The sequence below is a fragment of the Nocardiopsis sp. NPDC055879 genome (assembly GCF_053615935.1).
Window position 1 is genome coordinate 72,274 of the sequence record NZ_JBSHCT010000001.1, and the last position, 24,562, is coordinate 96,835.

The 24,562-nt window shown below is 70.1% G+C and carries 17 protein-coding genes; 8 read left to right on the forward strand and 9 right to left on the reverse strand.

Annotated elements, in window-relative coordinates; genetic code table 11:
• Positions 1-434 precede the first annotated feature (434 nt).
• The 6 genes from ACWGKS_RS00330 to ACWGKS_RS00355 all read right to left on the reverse strand — a co-directional run bounded on the left by ACWGKS_RS00330 (position 435) and on the right by ACWGKS_RS00355 (position 9,045).
• Positions 435-641, reverse strand: coding sequence for a hypothetical protein (locus ACWGKS_RS00330; protein ID WP_452521315.1), 207 nt, complete (start codon positions 639-641; stop codon positions 435-437).
• Position 642: 1 nt separating this feature from the next.
• Positions 643-2,082, reverse strand: coding sequence for a TRAFAC clade GTPase domain-containing protein (locus ACWGKS_RS00335; protein ID WP_358507278.1), 1,440 nt, complete (start codon positions 2,080-2,082; stop codon positions 643-645).
• A 20-nt stretch (positions 2,083-2,102) separates the two neighbouring features.
• Positions 2,103-4,064, reverse strand: a complete 1,962-nt coding sequence (locus tag ACWGKS_RS00340; RefSeq protein WP_358507280.1) for a GTPase-associated protein 1-related protein — start codon at positions 4,062-4,064, stop codon at positions 2,103-2,105.
• A 20-nt stretch (positions 4,065-4,084) separates the two neighbouring features.
• Positions 4,085-5,284, reverse strand: a complete 1,200-nt coding sequence (locus ACWGKS_RS00345; protein ID WP_358507282.1) for a TRAFAC clade GTPase domain-containing protein — start codon at positions 5,282-5,284, stop codon at positions 4,085-4,087.
• Entirely contained in the window at positions 5,281-6,561 is a 1,281-nt protein-coding gene (locus tag ACWGKS_RS00350; RefSeq protein ID WP_358507284.1) for a hypothetical protein, read from the reverse strand. The genes ACWGKS_RS00345 and ACWGKS_RS00350 overlap by 4 nt, the downstream gene beginning before the upstream one ends.
• Positions 6,562-6,945: 384 nt before the next feature.
• Complete coding sequence (locus ACWGKS_RS00355) at positions 6,946-9,045, reverse strand: acyltransferase family protein (protein WP_358507286.1); 2,100 nt, start codon at positions 9,043-9,045, stop codon at positions 6,946-6,948.
• 371 nt (positions 9,046-9,416) lie between these two features.
• On the opposite strand from ACWGKS_RS00355, the gene ACWGKS_RS00360 reads away from it, so the two are divergent.
• From ACWGKS_RS00360 to ACWGKS_RS00370, 3 genes are read left to right on the forward strand one after another with little or no spacing between them, the layout of a single operon-like run.
• Complete coding sequence (locus ACWGKS_RS00360) at positions 9,417-10,157, forward strand: toll/interleukin-1 receptor domain-containing protein (RefSeq protein ID WP_358507288.1); 741 nt, start codon at positions 9,417-9,419, stop codon at positions 10,155-10,157.
• Positions 10,154-12,193: a hypothetical protein gene (locus tag ACWGKS_RS00365; RefSeq protein ID WP_358507290.1), complete on the forward strand. Its 2,040-nt coding sequence runs from the start codon at positions 10,154-10,156 to the stop codon at positions 12,191-12,193. Before ACWGKS_RS00360 ends, ACWGKS_RS00365 begins: the two co-directional genes overlap by 4 nt.
• Positions 12,190-13,377, forward strand: a complete 1,188-nt coding sequence (locus ACWGKS_RS00370) for a hypothetical protein (protein WP_358507292.1) — start codon at positions 12,190-12,192, stop codon at positions 13,375-13,377. The genes ACWGKS_RS00365 and ACWGKS_RS00370 overlap by 4 nt, the downstream gene beginning before the upstream one ends.
• Positions 13,378-13,423: 46 nt before the next feature.
• Here ACWGKS_RS00370 and ACWGKS_RS00375 read toward each other — a convergent pair whose 3' ends face one another.
• Complete coding sequence (locus ACWGKS_RS00375; RefSeq protein ID WP_358507294.1) at positions 13,424-14,701, reverse strand: helix-turn-helix domain-containing protein; 1,278 nt, start codon at positions 14,699-14,701, stop codon at positions 13,424-13,426.
• 225 nt (positions 14,702-14,926) lie between these two features.
• Here ACWGKS_RS00375 and ACWGKS_RS00380 point away from each other — a divergent pair, with 225 nt between their 5' ends.
• Together ACWGKS_RS00380 and ACWGKS_RS00385 are read left to right on the forward strand one after the other, a co-directional pair.
• Entirely contained in the window at positions 14,927-16,012 is a 1,086-nt protein-coding gene (locus ACWGKS_RS00380; RefSeq protein ID WP_358507296.1) for a hypothetical protein, read from the forward strand.
• A gap of 114 nt (positions 16,013-16,126) precedes the next feature.
• Positions 16,127-16,774 (forward strand): dihydrofolate reductase family protein, encoded by a 648-nt coding sequence (locus ACWGKS_RS00385; protein ID WP_358507297.1) that lies wholly within the window; start codon positions 16,127-16,129, stop codon positions 16,772-16,774.
• 39 nt (positions 16,775-16,813) lie between these two features.
• Here the strand turns inward: ACWGKS_RS00385 and ACWGKS_RS00390 are convergent, their stop codons facing one another.
• Positions 16,814-18,022 carry an ROK family transcriptional regulator gene (locus ACWGKS_RS00390; protein WP_358507299.1) on the reverse strand — a complete coding sequence of 403 codons (1,209 nt, stop codon included), beginning with the start codon at positions 18,020-18,022 and terminating at the stop codon, positions 16,814-16,816.
• Between the two features lie 173 nt (positions 18,023-18,195).
• Here ACWGKS_RS00390 and ACWGKS_RS00395 point away from each other — a divergent pair, with 173 nt between their 5' ends.
• The 3 genes from ACWGKS_RS00395 (at position 18,196) to ACWGKS_RS00405 (ending at position 21,377) form a co-directional block, all read left to right on the forward strand.
• Positions 18,196-19,560, forward strand: a complete 1,365-nt coding sequence (locus tag ACWGKS_RS00395) for an extracellular solute-binding protein (protein WP_358507301.1) — start codon at positions 18,196-18,198, stop codon at positions 19,558-19,560.
• A gap of 99 nt (positions 19,561-19,659) precedes the next feature.
• On the forward strand, positions 19,660-20,496 hold the full coding sequence (locus tag ACWGKS_RS00400; protein ID WP_358507456.1) for a carbohydrate ABC transporter permease: 837 nt from the start codon (positions 19,660-19,662) through the stop codon (positions 20,494-20,496).
• A complete protein-coding gene (locus ACWGKS_RS00405) occupies positions 20,493-21,377 on the forward strand; it encodes a carbohydrate ABC transporter permease (protein ID WP_358507302.1) in 885 nt (294 codons plus the stop codon). The genes ACWGKS_RS00400 and ACWGKS_RS00405 overlap by 4 nt, the downstream gene beginning before the upstream one ends.
• A 16-nt stretch (positions 21,378-21,393) precedes the next feature.
• Here ACWGKS_RS00405 and ACWGKS_RS00410 read toward each other — a convergent pair whose 3' ends face one another.
• Positions 21,394-24,516 (reverse strand): alpha-mannosidase, encoded by a 3,123-nt coding sequence (locus tag ACWGKS_RS00410; RefSeq protein ID WP_358507304.1) that lies wholly within the window; start codon positions 24,514-24,516, stop codon positions 21,394-21,396.
• Between the last annotated feature and the right edge of the window lie 46 nt (positions 24,517-24,562).

Genomic DNA, 24,562 nt, shown 5'->3' on the forward strand with positions numbered 1-24,562 from the left:
CGAGAACACCAGACGGATAGGGAAGGGATCCGGCCGCCTGCGGCCGGACCGGGCCGCAGGCCCGGGGCCGTTGGGACCTCAACCACTCTCCCCCCTTCCCCGATAGCCGCCAAACCGCCGCCCGAGCCGCACGGGTCAAGGCCACCAACCCGATCGCTACAGAACCCGACATCGCCTTGACGCGTGCGGTGCGGGCGGCAACAATCACGCGGCGGGGAAGGAGGGAGAACCCACCCCCACCCCGCCCGACAACCTCAAGACTCCCGACCTGAGGCGCCCCATGCACCCGCCCGAGTAGCGCCCGACAACCCCAAGACTCCCGACCCCAGGCGCCCCACCCCCCACCCCCCACCCCCCACCCCCCACCCACCCCGGGCAGCACGAAACCGGTGACACCTCCGGGTGCGAGCAAGCGGGAAAGAGAGTGTGGGCGGTCAGGTGACGAGGGTGAACCAGACCGAATGGAGCAAGGCCAGGGTGCCCCGGGCCAGGTGGAACAAGGCGAAGAGCGTGGTCAGGGCGATGGCCGCGTACAGCACCCAGGCGGTGGCGCGACGGGCGGAGCGGTAGGGCGGGGACGCAGACGGAGACGGTGGCGGTGCCAGGGGCGAGGGAGGGTACGGGTTCGGGCCGACGGACACCTCACACCTCCAGGGGGAGGGCGGCGGGAATCGGGACCCGTCGCGGGCCGGTGAGCATCTCGCCGAACGCCGACGCCTCGCGGGCCAGCACCCAGCGCAGCAGTTCCGTCAGGCTGGGGTCCGGCAGACCGTCGGGGTTCACGACGGCACTGGTCACGAAGGTCGCCATGGTGCCGAAGTCGGCCCGCGCCGCGCGCAGCAGGTTGTCGGCGCCCATCACCTCGCGCAGCCACAGCTCGGGCGGAACCCCCGTGGGGTCAAGGGATGTGTGCGCGAGCAGGTCGCCGCGGGTCACCACCACCGCGATCCGGGTCCTGGCCTGGCCCATGCCGTGTGCGCGATACCACCGGTGCACCTGGTCTCGGACCTGCATGTAGGCCCGTTCGGGGTCGGGCGTCTGGGAACGGTCGCCGGCGAGCCGGAGCCGTTCGTCGGGGTCGAGGGCGTTCCATACGGCGGGGACCGCCAGGGGGTCCAACACCAGCAGGAACGTGGTGGCCTCGCCCAGGTAGGTGAGGTCCTCGGTGCGGTCGGTGGTGTTGAACGATTCCCCGGCGGTGTCGTAGAGCTGCATCAGGAGGGCGCACCGGTCGGCCTCCACGCGCAGGGTCAGCCCTCGGGCCCGGCGCCCCGGTGGGGTGGACGGCACCCGGTGGTCGGGTGCGAGCCGGGGCCGGCTGTCGCGCAACCTCTGTTCGGTCTCGCGCCCCATCGCCACGGTGCGGGCGCGGACGTGGCGTTCGGCGGCGTACGTCAGGGCCACGTGCAGGCCGTGGGTGAGTCGGGTCTTGCCCGCGCCGGCCGCCCCGAACAACGGCAGGACGAACTCGCGGGCCTCGCCGGGCCGGTGCTCCAACACCTGGGCACAGTGCGGGCAGTGGGTACGCAGGTCGGCGCTGCCCAACAACAGCAGTGTGGGCAGGTCCCCGCCGCACACGCACCGGCGACGGAACACACCCCGTGCCCCGGGCCGCACGTCTCGGTGTCGCCGGCCGCAACCGTCGCACGCGTAGGAGGGGTAGGGCATGTGTTCGAAGCAGCGTGGGCACACCATACGGATCCGGCGTACGAACAGCGACGCGCCGTCCACCAGCCGTAGCGCGCCGACCCCCGTCCAGGCCACGGCGGAGTGGACCAGTGCCACCACCAGTTGCAAGCACAGGAACGGCGTCAGGAACACCACGAACGGGCCGGCGTCGAGGTGGACTCGGCGGTGTACCTCGGCCAGGTCCCGCCAAAGGGGACCGCCGTGGTACCCCCACCACGCGGATTCCTCGGGCCCCGGTGGTGTCACACGCGGACCGTCACCCCGATACAGCACCTCGTGGATCCGCCGTAGGTGCAGGACCACCAGGAACACGAGCCCGGCCGCCAGGGCGGCGGCGACCACCACGATCACCGTGTTGACCAGGAGGGCGAACACCCCCACGACACCTTCCACGACCCTCTCCTCCTGCGCTCTCATCGGCTCCCTCCGAAGCGCGGCCCGAACAGGCCGTTCGTCCTGTCGCGTTCTCGGACGCCGCGCACCCACCGGTCGAAGTCCCGTTCCCGGCCGGGGTCGTGGAAGGCCCGACGTGCCGCCGTCACGTCCCTGCGCGACCAGGTGGGCGCGGCGGGTTCCAGCACGTGGAGGAGGAGCGAGCGGCCCCGGTCGATCGCCATGGCCGGGCCTTGCGCGCACAGTCGTCGGGCGGTCAGGAAAACCCGTGCCACGAGTTCGGCCTCCAAAGGTCGCGGGGACAGACCCAGGATCGAACGGGGCGGCAGGGTCAGACGCTCGGCGGCCACGCGACGGTAGGCGTCGAACAGCGCGTCCGGGCAGTCGGCCAACGCCCGCGTGGCCAGGGGGCCCGTGTCCGTGCCGGTGTGCAGCAGGCGTAGTTCGCGCAGTACCGACACGGCGGAGGAGACCTCCCGATCCGCGGCGAAGAACGCGCCGATGGGATCGGCGGCCAGCGCGGTGAGGGTTCGACGCGGCAACGAGCCCAACACCCGCGCGACCCCGCGTCGCAGTGGGGCGTGCGCCTTCAACAGCTCGGCCAGTTCACGACCCGGCGGAACGTCGGCCAGCGCTCGGGCGAGGGGCTCGGCCCCGTAACGCTCCAACGCGGCCTCGGGCGGCCGCACCCCGCCCGCGCGGGTCCAGCGCAGCAGCTCCACCACGCGCGCGGGTTCGAGGGCACCGTCCAACAGTGCGGCCACCCGGTCCTCGGCCATGGACGACATTCGGGGAGATCGGATGGTCGCCACCGGGGGAGCGGGCGCACCGGACGCGATCCGGGCCAGGGAGTGCCGTACGAGCAGCCCTTCGGCCCGTTCGATCAGCTCCCACGAACCACAGGCGTGCGCCACCGTCTGGAGTCGTGCCGGTTCGTCATCCGCGCATTCCAGGGACGGATCGAGGAGCCGCCCCAGCAGCTCCCGGGCCGGCCCGCGGGGCAACCGGTCAACGGCTTCGGGCAACCAGGCGCGGACCACCCGCAGGTCGGGTTCGGTGACGGGGACACCGGCGTCGCTCAGACGGGCCGCCGCCAGCGGTGGCCGCCACATCGAAAGACCCTCTTCGGCCCCGGAGGCGTAGAGTCCGGCCGAGGCCCAGAGCCGCGGGGCGAGCTCCACACCGGTCAGCAACACGGTCGAGACCACCGACAGCGTGTCCGGGGTGGTCTCCGGTTCCCCCACCTCCTGTGCGGCGCAGTCGCCGGCCCCCAACCCCGCCGCCCCGAAGACGACGAAGCGATCGCGTAGCCCACCCGTGTCGGTCTCCGGCGGCACCGCCACCACGTGCACCGGGGCGTCCTCCGGGCTGCCGCTGTAGGTGGCGAAGGACATCCGCCGGGCGCGCCGGGGCGGCAACAGGTGGGACAGGGCGGCCACCCAGTGGGCGGCGTCCTCGTCCCGGGCCGGCAACAGCACCGGAGCACCTCCGTCGATGGCCGCGTCCACCGCCACCAGCAGCCGACGCAGCAATGCCTCGTCCCGGCCGCGAAGCCAGGCCGCGGTGCGCGTACGGTCCAACGGTCCCGCGACGGGGGAGAGCCGCGGCAGTTCGGGGTCGGTCACCGGCCGACCCGCCCAGAACCCCGCCCCCCACAACTCGGCGGGCAGCGGCCCCTCCTCCCCGTCCAACAGGAGACTGTGCGCGAAGTAGTTGCCCGGCCGGCCGGAGGGATCGTGTCCGCTGGAGACCACCCGGCTCAGCACACGCGCCCCGCCCAGGTCGGGGGAGTAACACAGGTTCACCGGGTGTCGGTGGACCTCCTTCGCCGGCATCGACCTCGGCGGTTCGTACACGGTGAACCGCTCCACCTCGCGCAGCACGCGCGTGTCCACACCCGGGGTGGCGGCGTTGAACTGGTAGCCGCCGCTGCCGGACAGACCGTGTTCGCACGAGGTGTAGTAGAGCTGCGCCGCACCCATCGCCTGAACGTGTCCCTTCCCTAGCGGTCCTTCGCCGGGACCACTCCGAACTCCGAGAGCATCCACAGGAACGGGTCCGCCACCCGATAGGGCCGCACCCCGCCGTGCAGCACGTTGTCCTCGTCGGGTCCCTCACCCAACGCCGACACCCCGAAGTACCGGGCGTTGGCGTAGTGCGTGCGCACGTGGACGTCGACGTCGGCCGCGCCCCAACGGTGCAGGAGCTGTTGGACCTGGGCGTGCACGTCCTGGCCGTCGCGGACGTCGAAGTGGGGCGCGTCCGGTTGGGGTCGTTGCAGGGGGGAACCCTCGTCCAGGTCCTCGCGCAGCGCGTCGATCTTGCTCAGGCACACCGCCACCGGTGTCCTGATCCGTCCCCGAACGTGGTCGGACCGTCGCATCAGCAGGTCCGTGACCCGGCCGAGCATGTCGAACGACCGGTTCCGCGGACTCTCCATCGCGGGCATCCGTGTTCCGGGCGCGGCCGAGGGACGGGCGCCCTTCATCTGCAACGGGTCCAGCAGCACGATCACCCCGTCGGCGTTGCGCAGGTAACGCAGGTTGGTCTCCACGCTGTCCATGTCGTGCAGGTCCTCGCCCGCGGTGTCCAGGAACGACAGCAGCGTGTGGTGCGGGCGGTCCATCAGCAGGCCGGGGCGTAGTCCGGTGTACCGGAAGACCAGGGGTTCGCGGGCCGTCCCGGTGCGCCGGGTCGCCCGCAGCAGCCGGCCCTCCTCGTACAGGGGGGCCTCGTAGTCGCTGCCGAACCGGTGCCGGGTGTGGTCGTCCGCGCCGCCCACCGACGCCCGGAAACGCGCGCCGACCCGGTGTTTCAACTCGTGGATGAGGACGGTCATGAACACGGTCTTGCCGGAGTCGCGGGCACCCACCAGCGCGATGACGCGGCCGCGCATCCGCCCGAAGTTCACCGGCAGCCGTGAGTGGCAGACCAGGCACACCTGTCGGTCGCTCGCCGACGAACACTCCGGGCAGTGGGCCCGGGGACGGCGGCCGTCGGCTTCGAACACCGGAGGCAGTCGTTCCTTGCGGCCCAGGTGGTCGCGCAGCGCCCGGTCCTCCTCCTCGGCGCACATCCGACCGTCGGGTCCGGGGCGTCCCGGGCAACGGAACCCGATCCGCCGTTCGGTGAAGACCGAGTAGCAGTACGGGCACACCAGACGCGACCCCGTGAGCGGGTTCGCGGGGACGACGAGGTTCACAGGCGCAGCTCCCTGACCGAGGGCTGGCGCAGGCGCACGGCGCCGCCCGGACCCAAGGGGAAGCACGTCAACCAGCCGGGGGCGGCGTCCCACGGCGGACGCACCCGTACCGACACCCGCTCACCGGCGTCCAGGTCCCGTGCGGGCAGGACCGACAACACCCGGTCCCGGCCGCTGCGCGCGTGCGGCTGCACCTCACCGGGGGTGAACACGACCGCGATCCGCGGCATCCGACAGGGCACGTCCGCGCTCAGGTGCACCAGCCGTTCGCGGCGCAGCAACCCCACCGGTTCGACCCGGTAGTCCAGGACGACGCGGCCGGGCAGGCGCACGGTCGTGGGAACGCTCAACGCCTCGTCGGTTCCGGAGTGGACGGTGGTGCGGACCGTCACCACGAGGGGACCCGAACCCATGGGAGTCTCGAACCCGCCCTCGGCGTCGTAGCGCACACGCGTGCGTCGCTCCCAACCGGCGGGCTCCCCGTCGGTCTCCTCCGCCCACGTCACCAGGGCCGATGAGGTGTGCTCCGGCCAGGACCAGCCGAGCCGCACCACGGTGTCGTATCGTTCGGCCCGCAGACCCGTCACGGGCGGGGCGACGACCACCCGCACGGGCGAGCCCACCACCCGGTGCTCCCCGTCCTCGGTCATGGCCACCACGTGGGAGACCCCGGCCGGCAGGGACAGCGATAGCCGGTGGCGACCGTCGGACCCCTGGACGGGTTCGCCCGCCACCGGGGCCCCCGACGTCGCCGCGGTCGCGGTCCGGCCCGTGTACAGCCTCACCCGACCCCGTTTCGGTGGGGTCCAGGACGCCACCCGACCGCCTTCGCCCGGGTCGACGCGAAGGTCGCGCACGGGTTCGGCCCGCGGCCCCGGCACCGCCCTGATCAGCAGCCCCGGGGAACCCCGTGTCCACCCCTGCGAGGTCAGGTACACCGCCCGTACCCGGTAGAAGTACTCCTGGTCGGCGCGCACCGACGTGTCGCGAAAGCCCGACCCGTCGTGCTCCACCGACACCACCCCGGTGCCCTTGCCGTGCGGTGGCGCGCCGGCTCCGCGCAGCACCTCCACCCGGGTCGCCTCCGGTGGCCGATGCCAGGACACCGACACCTCCGACTCGTCGACCGTCGTCCGCACCTCGGACACGTCCGGGGCGATCATCGCCGGGGTGCTCACCGACGCCTCCGACTCCTGGCCCTCTCGAACCGTCACCACCGCGTAGTGGGCGTCCACGCCCGCGCCGATTCGGTCGTCGACCAGTTCGACGCCGGTCACCTCACCGAGAGACTCCTCACGAGCGGTGCCTCCGCGACCGGTCCGGCGAGTCACCCGGTAGCCGACCGGGCCCTGCGTATTCGTGTCCGGCCGCCACGTCACCACCACGCGTGACCCGTCCACCCGTGCGGTCACGCCCCGAGGCGGGGACGGTGTCCGTGTTCGTGCGGTCGTTCCCCGACCTGCGGGGGCTTCGGTGGAATCCAACGGGTGGCCTTTCACCGTGGGGACGAAGGTGCTCGGCAGGATTCGACGAGCATACTTCGCAGAGCCCCGTCCCAACGTGGCGAAACACCCTTTTGCGAAACGACTCGGGGGCCGTTTTCGACCTTTTGCCGGAACGGAAGCGAAAATTCTCTCCGATAAAGGTGAAAAGGGATGAATCTATGGCAGGGATCCCTGTGAGGTCCGTGACAACGCCTGGTCCATCCGCGTCGCCAGATCGTCGCTCAGCAGCCGCGCGTAGGTGCCGGTGATGTGGTGGGAGTCCCGGTACACCAGCACGTTGCCGATCACCACCGAACACGTGCCCTCGACACAGAACCGGTCGGTGAGGTCGACGATCTCGGCGTCCTCGACCTGCTCCACCGCCACCTCCTGCGGGTCGGCGGTCTCCATGGCCTGTTCGATCGGACGGTCGCACTCGGTCGGGCTCTCGATGTTGGCGGCCAGGCAGTCCAACACGTCCTGGCTCACCCGCGGGGTGTCGCGTACGGCCAGTACCGGCACGCCTGCTTCGGTGATCTCATCCCACAGTTCCGCCATGCCCTCGCCCATGACCCGTTGGACCTCCGCGGGGCCCTCGTCCCCCAGACCATAGGGGTTGCCCTTCACCGAGGAACTGGTGAACACCAGGTCGGGGTCGATCTCCAGGATCTCGTCGACGGTCTCGCGGTTCCACTCCTGACAGTTCTCGTAGGGCCCGCCGTCCCGTCCCACCAGGATGTCGGTGAACGCGCACGCGGACTTGCTCAGGACCACCAGGCGCCAGCCGCGCTCCTCGCCGAGCTCCTCCAGGGCGGGGATCCACTGCAGACTGTGCGAGTCGCCGGTGATCACCACGGTCGACTCGGCGTCGTCGGGGCCGTAGGCGCACCAGTCGCTGGGATCGTCGTCGTCGAACCCGGCGTGACAACCGTCGTCGTAGGTACGGGGCACGTCGTCCTCGGCGTCGATGGGGGAGGGGTAGAGCATCTCCGAGGACACGGCCCCGCTCTCCAACGCCTTGGGCCCCACGTGCACGGACGGGTCGAACTCGACCGAGGCCATCCGGTCGACCCGGTGCGTGGCGGCGGCCGAGACCAGGGCCACCCCCAGGATCCCGCACACGGCCAGCGCCAGCGCGGCGCGGCCGCTGCGCACGAGCTTGTGCCGGGCCACCGGATCCTCCACCCACACCTTGGTTCCCCAGGCCAGCAGCACCGAGACCCCGGCCGCGAGCGCGATGCCGAGCGGACCGAGAGAGGCCCGACCGAGCAGTTCCAGCGTGAAGATGATGACGGGCCAGTGCCACAGGTACAGCGAGTAGGAGATGTCGCCGAAGAACCGGGCCGGTCGGGTGCTCAACACGACCGAGGCGGCCGGCCCGGAGGGGCTCTCGGCCGCGATCACCGCGACGCAACCCAGGATCGGCAGCAGCGCCGTGTACCCGGGAAAGGGAGTGCCGGAGTCGTAGAGCAGCGCCGATGCCACGATCGCCGCCAGCCCGAGCCATCCCAGCGGCAGCCGCAGACGTTCCGGCAGCGACCCCTGGGACATCGCCACGGCCGACAATCCGCCCGCCGCGAGCTCCCAGGCCCGGGTGACCGGCCAGAAGTAGGCGCCCGCGTCACCGGAGAGGGTCATCCAGATCGAGCAGGCCAGGGACGCCACGAACACCGTGCCGAGCACGGCGGTCAGCACCCCGTTCCCCGCTCGCCACCGACGCGCCGCCAACGCCCACAGCAGGAACAACAGCGGCCACACCAGGTAGAACTGCTCCTCCACCGAAAGCGACCAGAAGTGCTGCACTGGGCTGGGCGGGGTCTCCGCCGCCAGGTAGTCCAGCGCCTGGTCGGCCAGGTACAGGTTCTCCACCCACAGGGCCGAGGCGAGCAACTGCCAGGCGGTGTCGCCCAGCCTGGTCACCGGCAACACCACCAGTGACACCACGCCGGTGACGAGGAGGACCAGTGTGGCCGCGGGCAGCAACCTGCGCACCCGCCGCACGTAGAACTTCGCCAGCGACACCCGCCCGTGTTCGGTGACCTCGCGCAGCAGCAACGACGTGATGAGGAAACCCGAGATCACGAAGAAGACGTCGACGCCCACGTAACCACCGGGGAGCAGTTCCGGCTCCAGGTGGTAGACGAGCACGAGCAGGACGGCGAGGGCGCGGAGGCCTTGTACCTCGGGTCGGAACCTGGTCAGGGTGGTTCCGGTCCGCCCATCGCCCTTGCCTGAGGAAGGGATGGGCGGTTGCGCGGGGAGAGCGGGTGATCGCATTGTGCCATGGTGGCGTGTCCCGGGAAACCTCTGGCACAGACACGGCAATGCTTCAGTGAGAATTTCCCGAACCGTCGTTCCGAAGTGAACCCGGCCTGTCTCGAACGTCACCGAATCACCCACTCCGGGACACCGTTCCGCCCCACGATGACCTATGGGTAACGCAGATCACACCCTGGTCGGAGTTTCCTGTTTCCCCGTCGAAAGAACGCAGGAAACGAGGCGATCGACCTTTCTGATTCCGCCCTTTCCGAACATTATCGAGTTGCGGTCGAGTTGTCGTGATCAGGGGAGTGTGTCGTTTTTCCCTGTTTGATGGCAAGTTTCGAGGCCGCGGAAACGACATCTTCCCGAAAGGTCGGAAGGACGCCATGAACAGCTGTTTCGTCAACTACCGGACGGGCGACGGAGAACATGTAGCGACGCTGATCGACCGGGAGCTCTCCCGGCACTTCGGCGAGGAGGAAGTGTTCCGAGCCAGTAAGTCGATCCCTTCCGGAGCGGACTTCGAGAAGGAGCTGCGCAGGGCCGCCGCCGACTGCGCGGTGCTCTTGGCCGTCATCGGTCCCCGCTGGGCGTTGCCGGGAGATGACGGACGTCGACCCTTGGACGACCCCGAGGACTGGATCAGAAGGGAGATCGTCCTCGCGTTCGACTCCGATGCCACCGTCATCCCCGTCCTGGTGGAGAACACGCCCCGTCTCAGGTCCGCCGACCTGCCCGCCGATCTCGCGCCCTTGGCCCGCTGTCAGTACCGCCGCTACCGGCACCGCAACAACGAGAGTGACATCGAGGAGCTCGTGGCGGCCGTCGAGATCGCCGTACCGGACCTGGAGGACAAGGCCGCCTGTCGGGCCGGGCAAAGGGACGAACAGGTGGCGGACCGGCCCGGCACCACCAACACGATGCGCGACGTCGACGGTTACGCGGTCCAGTCTCAAGAACACACCGTCAACGGGGTCGCGGGGGTCAGTGGTGAGGTCGGCAGCATCATCACCGGATCCCCGGGCACTGTGCATCACGGGACCGGGGACATCAATCAGAACTCGCCGACCCACCACGGCACCGGTGACCAGATCATCGGCGCCCCCGAGCGGCGGAGGACACGGTGACCCCACCCGAGGCGCCGATCGACTCGACCCTGGTGGAATCCGACGAGAGCACGCTCCACTCCGGGCACGGGGACATCAATCAGAACTCGCCGACCCACACCGGCTCAGGAAACCAGCTCGTGTTGTCCGGGGTCTCCTTGGAAGAGGCCTCGCAATTCGAAATCGATGACGAGGGGCGCCTGCGGCGTCGGCGTGAACGCCATGTCATCGCCGAAGATCGCCTCGGGAATCTGCGTCGTCGCTTCGTCGCTCCTCCGAACCTGGACGAGGACGGCCTGCGCGAACATCTCGCCACCTATGGTGCCGTGGTGCTGGTCGGTGGTCAGGGTGAAGGCCTGCGCACCGCGGCCCAGATGCTGTTGGTCCCACGAGGTCAGGAAGACGACCACGACATCCGTGAGGACCTCACCACCGAGGACGAGGTTCCGCGCCTGGACGTGGGAACGTTGCGGGGAGGGGAGCGACTGTTGCTCGACCTCACCCGCAACGGGGTTCCACGGACACGGGAGATCCTCCGTTGGCTGGAACCCCTCCGGAACCATGCGCGTCGGGCAGGCGCCCGTCTGGTCGTGCTCTTCGACTCCAAGGACAAGGACGACATCCCGATCGAACTGCGCGATCACGTGGTCCGACCGGGGCGTCCCGACCCTCTTGCGGTACTCCGCAGCCACCTCGACGCCAAGGACGTTCACGGGTTCTTCCCGGCCCACGCCCACAAGCATGTACGGGAGTGGGCCGTCCGGGCCTCGATGGGGGAAGTGGAGGAGCTGGCGCGCAGGGTGAAGGAGGTGGGCAAGGAGCGTGGTGGTGAAGGGCTCATCGGGGAGTGGCTCGACGCGGCTCTGAAAGGTGACACGGACAAGCTCCTCGAACCATTGAGGAAAGCGGGTGGTCGTGGTCGCGCGCTGTTGCTCGCCGCCTCCGTCCTGGAAGGAACATCGGTGGAGCGCCTCGCCACGGCGGTGGAGCACCTCCTGCCGATGGTCCGTCTTCCCGAGGACGTGACACCTTTGATCGAACGTCCCCACTTTCGGACGGAACTGTCGGAACTGGGACTGGAGGTCGGAGCGGACCGTCGGGTCCGGTTCCGGCGCGTTGGTCAGGCCGCCGCGATCCGGGCCGAACTCTGGGACGCGCACCCTTGGCTGCACGACGTGTTCGACCGATGGGTCGATATTTGTGTCCGCGGCCCGGTCCTGTCACCGACCGACCGCGACCGGGTCGCCGAACGGTGGACCGAGCAGAGGTTGCGGGTGGACCGGCCGGACCGGGTGTTCACCGCGGCCATGGATTGGAGTGGCGGGGCCGAGAAGGCTGGGAACAGGGCACCTCAGTCCGCGATCGCCCTGTCCACGGCCCTCAAGGATCCGCGGTACGGGCGCCTGACCCGCCGACAGATCTACCGATGGGGAGAAAGGCCACCATCCGAACGACTCTCCCATGTCCTGATCGCGGTGTGCGCTCAGGAACTCGCTCGTACCCACCCGGAACGGGCCCTGGTCCGGCTGCACCTGTTCGCGAGTCACGCGGCCGACAAGGTCTCCGAGGCCGCGCGCTCGGAGTTGAAGGGGCTGGCCCGGGACCGTTCCTTCCACCGGCGGGCCGTACGGAGGTTCTCCTACAAGCTCCGTGAGCGGAACGAAGCCGTGGACCGGACCTTGTTCCGGGAGATGACATGCCCCGATCTCCTGCTGCGCGGTGGTGGGCGACATCCGATCGAACCCGGCGTGCTGGCCATGGTCGCCGAAGGGCTTCCACTCCTCCTCCAACACGAACCGGATCGGACCAGGGAATACGGAGAGCTCTGGATCGGCCGTTCGGAACAGTTCACGGAGATTCTGGTGGTGGCGGCGACGCAGGCGCGAACCCTGGCCGTCCTCTACACGACAGCGCTGCGTCTGCCCCGATACGGCGAGGGCACCCAAGAACCGTCAGGTCGAAGAAGAGAACGGGACGCCCTCCTCCGCAGGATCGATGAGGCACAGGGAATTCCGCCCACTCGGGAGCGTGTGGCTCCGCGAAAGGAGAACGGATGAACGGCACACGTCGAGGTGTGGTCATCATGCTCGGGGTGGTGGCCGTACTCGTCGCCGCCCTGTATCCGCTGATGGACCTGTGGATCTTGGTGGCGGCACCGGTCATGCTGCTTTTCGGTGGACTGGTGCTCATGTTCGGCAGCACCAGGCCGTCGGTCCCCGGGCAGACCGAAACCCCGCCGGATCCGTTCATGGAGAGCGGGCCGCGGAACGTTCGCATCAAGGACGAACCGCTGTCCAGCCGGGACGAGCACTATCCCTTCCTGTTCTCGGCGATGGTGATGTGGCGGTGGACGGGTGTCCCCGACCCTCGTCTGCACAACCCGGCCGGCCAGGCCCAACGGGTCGTCGCGGAACAGGCGCGCAAGGGCGTGGTCCGGTTTCGTCCGGAGCACTACGACATGGCCCGGCATCAGCTCGCGGCCGATCTGGGTGTGGCCGTGTACGCGTACGACGGGGCCCTGGAGGTGTGGGCCGAGGACGTCGAACTCACCCTCTCCGACGACGACATGACGCGTCTGGAACGGCTTTCGCGAATGCGCAAGGAGAGCGTGGTCTGGGAGGTGGAGAAGTCGGTCGAGTCCGCCAAGCGCCGGTATTACGCCGATGACGTCCTGGCGACGCCGGGCAGCGCGATCGTGTGGGACCTGGTGCGGGGAGACGCGGACGTGGGCCGAACCCATGGTCTCATCGAAACGCTCGCGCGGTTGGCCGAGGCCTCCAAGGGCGAAGACCTGTCCGACCTGCTGGTGCGCCTTCGGGGCGCCGCTCCTGAGGAGTTCGCCTTCCTCGGCGAGTCCGAGCCGGAGGTCCGGGAGTACCGGGATGACCGAAGGGGTCATGGGTTCGACGACTTCGTTCCCCCTGGGACCATGGACGACCACACTACTTCGGACGCCTCCGATACGGCCCGGCTCATCCTTTCCTGGTACGACGATGAGGACGAGGACACCAGGATGCAGAACGTGCATCGCCAGGTCAGGCTCTTGGAGGACGCGGGGGCTCGGGACATCGCCAGGGAGCTCCGGAGCCTTTACCCGCTGCCCGACGATGAGGACTTCGAGGAGGCCGAACCCTCTGACGGTCGTCGACCCGCCCCCGACCTCGCGGGCGCGGACTGGATCGGTCATGAGACCGACACACCCATCAACACGCGCAACGGCTATGGAGCTCCTCTGAAGTGAGCCCTCACCGGGGCCGCGTCCCAAGGGCGCGGCCCCACACGGTCGTTCAAACGCCGTGGAGCACGCTCAACAGCCGGGGCGAGAGCTCTCGAACGGGGGCGTGACCGTGGTGCCGGTTCAGGGCCTGATGCAGGCGGCGAAGGTCCACGCGAACCGTCGCCGAGTCCGAACCGGCCCCTTCGCCCAGTAGTTCCTCGGTGAGGGCGCAGGCGTGGTCGACCTCGCCGGACAACGCGTGCGCCAGGGCACGGCGAACTCCGAAGCGGGCACGGGCACGTGCGGCGTTCACGGGTAGGGCCGCGCACTCCTGATCCAGAAGTCGTGCGGCTTCCTCCGTCCGCCCCAGGTCGACCAGGCACCAGCCACGCACCACACCGACCGGATCACCTACGTGGCTGGAACCGAGTATCTCCGGGCCTCCGTTGTCGCCGGGGTCGGATGTCAACAGGGTGCGGGCGCGTTCCAGGGCACGCTCACATGAGAGGGGATCACCGGCCAGCGCGTGGCCCTGGGCCTCACGCTTGGCCGCGAGACCCTGTACGCGATCGGAGGTCGATGGGTCGCGTTGTGCGTGTCGGGCCAGTTCGAGCGTGCCCAGTCCGTCGTGGGCGTACATCGTGACCAGCGCCCTGCGAACGAGCGCGTACTCACCCATGTTCCGGTCTCCCCCTTCCCGAGCCATCGCAACGGCGGTGTCGGTCCACCACAGGGCGCGCCGGTCGTCTCCGGACTCCTGCGCCATCCATCCCGCGTACTCGGCGAAGCGAGCGGCCAGTCGCAGGGTCTCCGGCCGGTCTGCGGGGGAGGCCGACGCGGCGAGCTGCCTGAGCGCGTTGGCCAGGGAGACCGCGACGGGGAAGACCATGGAGGGCGCGGTGTGCTGTCCCAGTGAGCGCAGACCGCCCAGTTGCGCGCGAAAGCCCTCCAGGGCCGGCGCGACCTCGCGAGTGCGGGAAGAGGGGTTCGGATCCCCGATCTCCAGTAAGGAGAAGGCACTGAGGGAGAGGACGGTGCGCCGGTCGAGGCCGACGAATCCCGTCTCACCGTTCGGGGTCAGGCCCATCAGCCATACCTCCTGTTCTTGGGTGGTGGACTCCGTCGGGGTGTCGTGCCGGGGGATGGAGGGATCGGTCCGCACCAGGGCGGCGAGCTCTCCGTTCGCGTCCAGTGCCGCGTCACAAGCACGGGCGACGTCGGAGGTGGCGGGCTTGGTCCCGTTCTCCACCTTGCTCAGGTAGCCCTTGCTGTAGTGGGCGCGGCGGCTCAGTGCTTCGAGACTCATCCCGGCCGTCGTTCGACGGCGACGGAGTTCGGTATGGAACATTCTGGTCACCTCTGCTGATTTCGTCGGGGGTGTCCCGCCGCCCGGTGATGGGGGAGGCGGGAAACGTGGGCTTCGAGGTCAGGAGGGGGAGGTTCCCGCGGCGACACGGGAGGGTCTCCGGAGGAGCACGACTCGGCATTGGTGGCACGAGCACGCTCGTTCTCGGGCAGACTGGCATGTGGACCTTCCCAAGTCATTCCCCTGCCCCCGCAAGAGGAGACACCCGTGGCCACCTACACGCGCACCCGCCTGACGGCGGTCGTCGTGGTGCTGCTCGTCCCGGCGGTGCTGTATCCGCTGGTCGGGCTGTGGACACTGGTGTGGATTCCGGTGGCGTTGATGCTGCTGGGGGTGGCCCTGGCGCGGCCGGCGGTGTTGGCCGGAGTCGGGCCCGCACTGGCGCGGGCGCTGTCCGCGACCGAGTCCGAGGCCGAACCACGACCCGTTGAGGCCGAGGAGCGTCGCGATGGTTCCGACCGGGGCTCCGACCATGGCGACGAACCCGACCCGGTGCCCGCCCCGCGTGGCGAGAGCGGCACCCGCGGGATACGTCTGCGCCGCACCGCGCTGCCCAGCGCCGAGGACGACTACGACTTCGTTTTCTCCGCGCGGGTGCACTGGCGGTGGGCCGGCCGGGTCGACCTGCGCCTGCGCAACCCCGCCGGTCCCGCCTCGCGTTCGATCCTGCTGCGCGCCCGTGAGCTCCTGGCCCACACCCTCCCGCAGGACCGTGGGGTGGTCGAGGTCGAGCTGACCGCGCTCTTCGCCACGGAGTCCCCCGTGGCCGACGGCATCGTCGAGGTGTGGGCCGACGACGTGCGCGTGGACCTGGACGACGAGGACGAGGAGCGCCTACGGAGCATCGTCCGCCTGCGCAAGGACCGCGCCCTGTGGGAGGCCGAGCACGAGGCCGAGTCGGTGCGCGCCGTCCTGCGGGACGCCCCGGCGAGCGGACCGGGACCCGTACCCGGCGGCCCGGCGCCGGACCCGAGGCCCTCGCCCGCGCGTCCGTCGTCCGAGGAGTCGATCGAGGAACTGTCCGGCCAGATCATCGAACACTTCGAGCACCCCGTCTCCGGCAGCGGTGTCGACGACGAGGGTTACGAGAGCTACTGGTGGCCCGCCGACCCCGGTGAGGACGAGGCCGCCATGCAGCAGGACGTCCAGGTCGCCATCCTGCGCGGGCTGATCGAATCGGTCCCGGGCGAGGCCGAGCGCGCCGCGTTCGTCCGGGAACAGGTGCACATCCTGGAGCGCGGCGGCTTCGCCCACGTGGCCGAGCGCATCCAGTCCGTCTACCCCGACCACTGATCCCGGGTCACTGACCCCGGCCCCGGACTCGGGCCGCTCACCGCGATGAGTTCTCCCCGTTCGGGAAGTCTCCCCTGTTGTCGACGTCACCCCTCGACCACACAGGAGGAACACGTGTCGCAACTGCTGAGAGTCCAGAACTTCAGTGTCTCCGAGGACGGGATCGCCGCCGGGCGGAACCAACGCCTCGACAGCCCGTTCGGCGACGTCGATCGTCCCGAGCTGCTCTTCGAGTGGGCAGGGGCCACGGCGGGATGGCCGGGCCGCACCGACCCGGGAGGCAGCCGGGGCCTCGACGACTACTTCACGCGCGACTTCGCGAACAACATCGGCGCCGAGATCATGGGCCGCAACAAGTTCGGCCCCCAGCGCGGGCCTTGGCCCGACCACGAGTGGCGCGGCTGGTGGGGAGAGGAACCACCGTTCCACACCCCGGTGTTCGTGATGACCCACCATGAGCGCCCCTCGTTCACGCTGTCCGACACCACGTTCCACTTCGTCGGAGGCGACCCGGCCACGGTCCTGGAGCAGGCGCGGCGGGCCGCGGGCGGCGGGGACGTCCGACTCGGCGGCGGGGTCACCACCATCCGTCGGTTCCTCGAAGCCGACCTCGTCGACACGATGCACGTGGCGGTCGCGCCGCTGGAACTCGGGGCCGGTCTGAAGCTCTGGGAGTCCCCCGAGGAGCTGCTCGACCGGTTCCACCTGGAGGTCGTGCCCAGTCCGAGCGGTGTGCGGCACCACCTGTTCTGGCACAGGTGACGCGAGGGCTCCGATCCCGGACATGCCCGGGTACGGGGCTCAGGCGGTGGTGAACTTGGGGGAGTAGGCGGCGTGCAGGACCAAAGTGGCCGCGCCGATGGCCCCGACGTCCTCACCGATCAGGGACGGCTCCACCCGTACCCGGCGCACCCCGCGGGCTATGGTGCGTTCGGCCACCGCGCGGTCCAGCGCCCGGGCGTACAGCGCCCCGATGTGCGACATGCCCCAGCCGCCCAGCACCACCACCGGGACGTCCACCAGGTTGAGCAGGGTCACCGCGGCGTCGCCCAGGCGCCGACCGGCCTCGCCCACCACCGCCGCGGCGACGGGGTCCCCGGCGCGCGCCTCCCGGCACACCTTCCGGTACGCCGCCACCGTGCGGGCCTGTCCGCGTTCGTAGTCCGCCCGGTCCTCCCCACGTCGGCGGGCGGCCTCGGTGGCGACGGCGTGCGGGGCCGTGTAGGTCTCCAGGCAACCCCGGTTGCCGCACGGGCAGTCCGGTCCCCGAGGGTCCACGGTCACGTGACCGATCTCGGCCGCGTTGAAGGTGCCGCCGCGGTACACGTCGCCGTCCAGCACCAGACCGCCGCCGATGCCGGTGCCCACGTACACGAACGCCATGTCCTCGGAACGCTCCCCGCCCCCGGCCCAGCGCTCGCCGATGGTCGCGGCGGTGGCGTCGTTGTCGATCACCACGGCCAACCCGGTGCGTTCGGCCAGGTCCTCACGGAGCGGAACCGACCGCCAGCCGGGCAGGTGGGGCGGGGTGACGGCGCTCGCGGAACGGTCGATCGGCCCGGGCGTGGCCACCCCCAGCCCCAGGACCCGATCGGGGGCGGGCGAGTCCGCCACGATGGCGCGCACCGAACGGCTCAGGGCGTCGATGACCCGGCGCGGACCTTGGGCCGAAGGTGTGCGCCTGCGGGCGCGGGCCACCACCCGGCCGGCCAGGTCGGTGACGATCAGGGTGGTGGAGGCCGGGTCGATGTGCATGCCCACCGCGTAGTAGGCGCCGGCGTTGAGCCGCAGCATGGTGGCCGGTTTGCCGCCTCGGGAGACGGCCCGACCGTCCTCCAGGACCAGGCCGTTCTCCAACAGGCGCCGCACGATGTTGGAGACCGTCTGCGCGGTCAGCCCGGTCTGTTCGGCCAGTTCGACCCGGCTGACCCCGTCGGAGCGGCGTACCGCGTCGAGCACCCTGCTCTGGTTGAGGTCGCCCAACCACAACAGGTTGGTGCTGGTGCGCATGCGTGGAGTCCCTCCGCCTTGCCGGTGCGGACGCCCGGCCGTCCGTCCCACCCGAGGGTAACCGCACCGGTTCACCTCACTTCCCCCATTGTCTTTATCCAAGGTTTTTAGTAAGCATGTGATGCGGCTCACTTTCTCGGGTCGCCCGGCCATCGCTGCGTGAGGGGTACACGATGAGGGGAACTCCAAGGAACACCACCCGGGCGGCGGCCGCCGCCGCGCTCCTGACCCTGATCGCCGCCGGCTGCTCCTCGGGGGACGAACGGGACGCCACCACCGTTCGGATCGCCTACCAGAAGTTCGGCACCTTCATCGCGATGGACTCGCTGATGCGGAAGGTCAAGGAGGAGTTCGAGGCCGACAACCCCGACGTCACCATCGAACTCAACGCCATCGAGGCGCAGGCCGAGGACTACCAGACCCAGGTCAACCTCATGAACGGCTCCGCGAGCGAGGCCCCGGACCTGATCTACCAGGACACGTTCACCATCAACCAGGACGCCGACGCCGGGTACCTCATGCCGCTGGACGATCACTTCGACGCCTGGGAGGACGCCGAACGGTTCAACGAACAGGAGGCCGAGGCGGTCACTTCGCTGGACGGAACCCGTTACGGGGTCATGCTCGGCACCGACGTGCGCGGCCTCTGGTACCGGACCGACTTCCTGGAACAGGCCGGTGTGGCACTCCCCTGGGAACCGGCCACCTGGGACGAGGTGCTCGACACCGCCCGCGCCGTGCGGGACGAGTTCGGCGACGAGGTGGTCCCCCTCAACGTCTACTCGGGGACCCCCGCCGGTGAGGCCGCCTCCCTCCAGGGCTTCCAGATGCTGCTCCGCGGCACCGACGACAGCCTGTTCGAGGAATCCTCCGAACGGTGGGTCTCCTCCAGCGCCGGGTTCACCGAGTCCCTGGAGTTCGTCCGGACCATCTACGACGAGGACCTCACCCTCGACCCACAGGACGCCCTGGACGCCAACATCGGCACCGTCAACAACGAGGAGCGCTTCCCCAACGGGGAGATGGCGATCAGCCTGGAGGGCTCGTGGGCCACCCAGTCCTGGATCGAGGAGGCCAACCAACCCTGGCCGGAGTGGGAGGACCACATGGAGTTCACCCCCATGCCGACCCGGGACGGGCAAGGCGCGGGCGCGAGCAGCATGTCCGGTGGCTGGGCCCTGTCGATGGGCGCCCACGCCACCGACCCCGACCTGGCCTGGCGGGTCATGGCCCACGCCCTGAACCAGGAGAACGCGGTGAAGTTCGCGGTCGAGGGCGGCCAGATCCCGGTGCGTTCCGACGTCGCCGAGGACCCCGGTTTCCTGGAGGCCGCGCCCAAGGCCGAACAGTTCGCCGAACTCGTCGACATCACCGGCTTCCGGCCCGCCTACAGCGAGTACCCCAGGGTGTCCCTGGCGGTCCAGGAGGCCATGGAGGTCGTCATGCTGGGCGAGGCCACCCCGCAGGAGGCCGCCGAACTCTACGCCCAGGAGTTGGAGTCGATAGTGGGCCCCGACAACGTGACGGACGGTTCCTGACCGGTGGCGACCACGACCACCCACGACGACCGGACCATCCGGGAGGCCGCGGCCCACCGAGGCCGGCGGTGGGCGCGTTCGGCCCGCTGGGTCCTGCCCATGGGCCCCGCCCTGTTCCTGCTGCTGGCGTTCTTCGCCGGCCCCATCCTGTGGACGGTGTGGGCGTCCCTGACCAACGCCGCCCTCACCGGCGCGCAGGCCGCGCAGACCGAGTTCGTCGGCTTCGCCAACTTCGAACGCCTGCTCGCCGACACCCGTTTCCGCGAAGCCACCGTCCTGACCGTGCTCTTCCTGGTGGGGTGCGTGTTCGGGCAGACCGTGCTCGGCCTGACCCTGGCGCTGCTGATGCGCAACCGGCACGGCGCGGTGCGCGCCACGGTCGGCGCGATCGTGGTGGGCGCCTGGGTGGTCCCCGAGGTCGTGGCGGGGTTCGTCTGGTACGCGTTCCTGGAACGGGAGGGCAGCTTCAACTCCGTCCTCGGGTTCTTCGGCGCGGAGCCGCAGAACTGGCTGTTCACCGCGCCATTGCTCGCGGTGGTGTTGGCCAACATCTGGAAGGGCACCGCCTTCTCGATGATGACCTACTCGGCGGGTCTGGCGGAGGTGCCCGACGACCTCAAGGAGGCCGCCAGGGTGGACGGCGCCTCCTCCTTCCAGGTGCTGGTGCACGTGGTGTTGCCGTTGCTGCGCCGCACACTGGCCACCACCCTGCTCCTGATCACGTTGCAGACCGTGCAGGTGTTCACACTGATCTTCGTGATGACCTCCGGCGGACCGGGCGCGCGCAGCACCACGCTGCCGCTGCTGATGTACCAGGAGGCGCTGCGCCTGGGCGACCTGGGCTATGGAACCGCGATCGCCCTGGCGCTGCTGGTGGTCGCCGGCCTGTTCTCCGTCGTCTACGTGTGGATGCTCAGCAGGGAGGAACAGCGATGAGTCACGAGCGGAGCGGCGGGAACGGCGCACGCACCGGAACGCGGATGGTGGTGAGCGCGCCCGGCCGAGTCGCCTCGACCCTGCTGACGTACCTGATCCTGGGTGGACTGGCCGTGGTGTTCCTGGTGCCCATGCTGTGGATGCTGTTCGCGTCCGTGGACACCGAACCCTCCCTGCGCGCGGGACTTCCCACCTCGCTCACCCTCGACCACTTCACCGCGATCATGACCCCCGAGATCGTCTACCGGCCGATCTGGAACAGCGTCCTGACCTGCGGGGGAGCGGCGGTGATCACCGCATTCTGCTCCATGCTGGCCGCCTATCCGCTGTCCCGGTACAACCTGCGCTTTCGCAAACCGTTCCTGTACTCGGTCCTGTTCGCCACCGGTCTGCCCATCACCGCGATCATGGTTCCCGTGTACGGGATGTTCGTGCAGGCAGACCTGTTGAACTCGCTGACCGCCACCACCCTCTTCCTGGCCGCGAGCACCCTGCCGTTCGGGATCTGGCTGACCAAGAACTTCATCGACGGCATCCCCATCGCCCTGGAGGAGGCAGCCTGGGTGGACGGGGCGTCCGCCTGGCAGTCCCTGCGCTACCTGGTGGCTCCGCTGCTGGCGCCCGGCCTGGCGGTGGTGGGGATCTTCACCCTGGTCACCACCTGGGGCAACTTCTTCGTGCCGTTCATCCTGCTCACCAGCCCGGAGAAGATGCCGGCGGCGGTACGCGTGTTCACGTTCTTCGGCCAGTACGGGAGCGTGCGCTACGGAGAACTGGCGGCGTACTCGTTGTTGTACACGGTGCCGGTGGTGGTGCTGTACATGGTGGTATCCCGCGCCATGGGCGGCCGGTTCGCCCTCGGCGGGGCGATGAAGGGCTGACCGGCCGCCGGGGGAGTCAGAGCTCCAAGCGCAGGGTGAGGATCTGGAAGGGGCGCAGACCCACGTTCACCAGACGCGGGCCTCGACCGTCCCCGTCGGCCGGTGCCACGGCCGACAACGGCTTCGGGGCGTCCTCGTGGTCCTCCTCCAACAGGTTCACCGCCCGCACCCCGCGCACGGGGAAGCCGGTGCGCAGCGACGTCCGAGCACGCCCACCGCGAGCCTCGTAGAGGCGCACCACCACGTCCCCCGAACGGTCGTCGGCGAGCTTGACCGACTCCACGACCACACCGGGGTCGGCGACCTCCACCAGCGGCTCCACCGCCCTCGCACCCGGCGCCGAACGCACCGGCAGGTTGATCCGGTACCCCTCGCGCACCGCGTCCTCGATCTCCGCGCCGGGTGCCAGCGCGTAGCGGAGCCGGTGCTCGCCCTGATCGGTCTCGGGGTCGGGGAAGCGCGGTGCCCGCAGCAGCGACAGCCGCACCGTCGTGGTGGTCCCCCCGTCGGAGCGCACGTCACGGGTGATGTCGTGCCCGTAGGTGGAGTCGTTGAGCACCGCCACCCCGTAGCCGGGTTCGGCCACGTGCACCCAGCGATGCGCGCAGATCTCGAACTTGGCGGCGTCCCAGGAGGTGTTGGTGTGGGTGGGCCGCTTGACGTGCCCGAACTGGATCTCCGACGACGACTCGTGCGCCCGCACGTCCACCGGGAAGGCGGCCTTGAGGAACTTCTCGCGTTCGTGCCAGTCCACGGTGGTGTCCACGTCCAGCCGCCGAGCGCCCGGTGACAGCGACAGCACCTGGGTGAGCGAGGACTCCCCGAAGGAACGGGTGACGCGCACGCCCACGGTGTCTACGGGCAGATCGGACTCCGCGGCCTCCGCATCGGTGAGCGCGGTGACCGAGTCGACCTCGGTGAGGTCGGTGACGCTGTTGCGGTAGAACTCGTCCACGTCCCAGGCGTCCCACTGGTTCGGGACGTCCTGGTGCAACTGGAGCAGATTGCCGGGCAGCCCCGGGGCGAGCACCTCCCGGCCCTCGGGTTCGGCCGACCGGTCCAGGACCGACATCACCAGCCCTCGGTGGTCCACCCGCACCGTCAACAGTCCGTTGTCCAGGACGAACCCGCCGTCGACGCCGGTCAGGGTGGGCTCGACGGCGCCCTCGACGGTGGGGGAGAGGACCCGAGAACGCGGCGACGCCCCCAGCGCGGGCACCCCGTCGCGTTCGTGGGGGGTCGGGTTGAACACCACCTCGTCGCCCTCACCGCCGGTACCGTCGCCGGCGCCGGCCAGCGCGGCCTGGGCCCGGCCGATGACCTCGGTCAGTTCCGCGGCGACCTCCCGGTAGGACTCGGCCGCCTCACGGTGCACCCACTGGATCGAACTCCCCGGCAGGATGTCGTGGAACTGGTTGAGCAGCACCGTCCGCCACACCCGCTCCAACCGCTCATAGGGGTACTCGGCCCCCACACGCACCGCGGCCGTGGCCGACCACAGCTCCGCCTCGCGCAGCAGGTGCTCCGAACGCCGGTTGCCCTGCTTGGTCGCCGCCTGGCTGGTGTAGGTGCCCCGGTGGAATTCCAGGTACAGCTCGCCCGACCAGACCGGGGCGTCGGTGTACTCGGCGTGCGCCCGCTCGAAGAACTCCTCGGGGTGCTCGATCGTCACCCGAGGCGATCCCTCCAGATCCCGCAATCGCGCGGCCCGGCCCAACATCTCGCGGGTGGGCCCACCACCGCCGTCCCCGTGCCCGAACGGCACCATCGAGTACGAGGACCCGCCCTTGTCCCGGAAGTTGCGGGAGGCGTGCGCCAGCTCCGCCCCGGTCAGTTCCGCGTTGTAGGTGTCCACCGGCGGGAAGTGCGTGAACACCCGGGTGCCGTCCAGCCCCTCCCACCAGAACGTGTGGTGGGGGAACCGGTTGACCTGGTTCCACGAGATCTTCTGGGTGAGGAACCAACGCGACCCCGACAACCGCACCAGCTGTGGCAGGGCCGCCGAGTACCCGAAGGAGTCCGGCAGCCACACCTCCTGGGTGTCCACGCCCAACTCGTCACGGAAGAACCGCTTGCCGAACACGAACTGACGGGCCAGCGCCTCCGCCCCCGGCATGTTGGTGTCGGACTCCACCCACATGCCGCCCACCGGAACGAACCGGCCCGCCTCGGCCTCCTTCACCACCCGATCGAACAGCTCCGGCTGGTGCTCCTTGATCCACGCCCACTGCTGGGCCTGCGACATCGCGAACACCAGCTCGGGGTGGTCGTCCATCAACCCCACCACGTTGGCGCTGGTGCGCGCCACCTTCCGGACGGTCTCGCGCAGCGGCCACAGCCACGCCGAGTCGATGTGGGCGTGCCCGACCGCCGAGATCCGGTGCGCTCCGGCCGTGGCGGGTGAGGCCAGCTCCGGGGCCAACACCTCACGGGCGCGCTCGGCGCTGCCGGGCACGTTCTGCGGGTCCAGCGCGTCCAGGGTGCGGCCCAGCGCGCGCAACAGCCGCCAGCGCCTGGGATCGCCCTCGTCGAGTTCGCGCGCCAGCCCGCCGGCCACCTCCAGGTCCAGGGCGAGCTCCCACACCCGGCTCTCGAAGATCGCCAGGTCGGCGCGGGCCAACCGGTACAGGGGTTCGTCGTCGGGGCCGCGTCCGCCGCCCAGCTCGGTGGGCTGGAACGGCGGGTCGTCGAGGATGACGGGGTTGGCGGCGGCCTCCACGTGGAACTCCACCTCCTCGCCGCCGTCGACGGGGGAACCGACCGGGATCCACGCGTTGCGCGGGTTGAGGCCCTTGACCACGGTGCCGTCGGCGCGGTGCACCAGCCCCTCGCTCTGGAAACCGGGCATGCCCACGTCGAACCCGAGGTCGACCACCGCCTCCACCCGTCGACCGGCCCATCCGGCGGGCACCCGGCCGCGCACCCGGAACCAGGTGGTGCCCCACGCCGGCCCCCAGGCGTCACCCACCCGGGCGGGTTCGTGGGGTGCGGCGATCCCCTCCGCCGCCGGTACCGGTTCCCCGGGCGCGTCCCAGCGCGCCACCTCCAAGGGGACCGATGTTCCATGCACCGCGGGCCACACCCGTTCCCGCAGAGCCCGTTCCAGTCGTGCCTCGATCAGCCGCCGGTCGTCATGCACGGTGGGTCTCCGATCACTCGTCCCCTGGCAGGTGCTGCGTACGTTG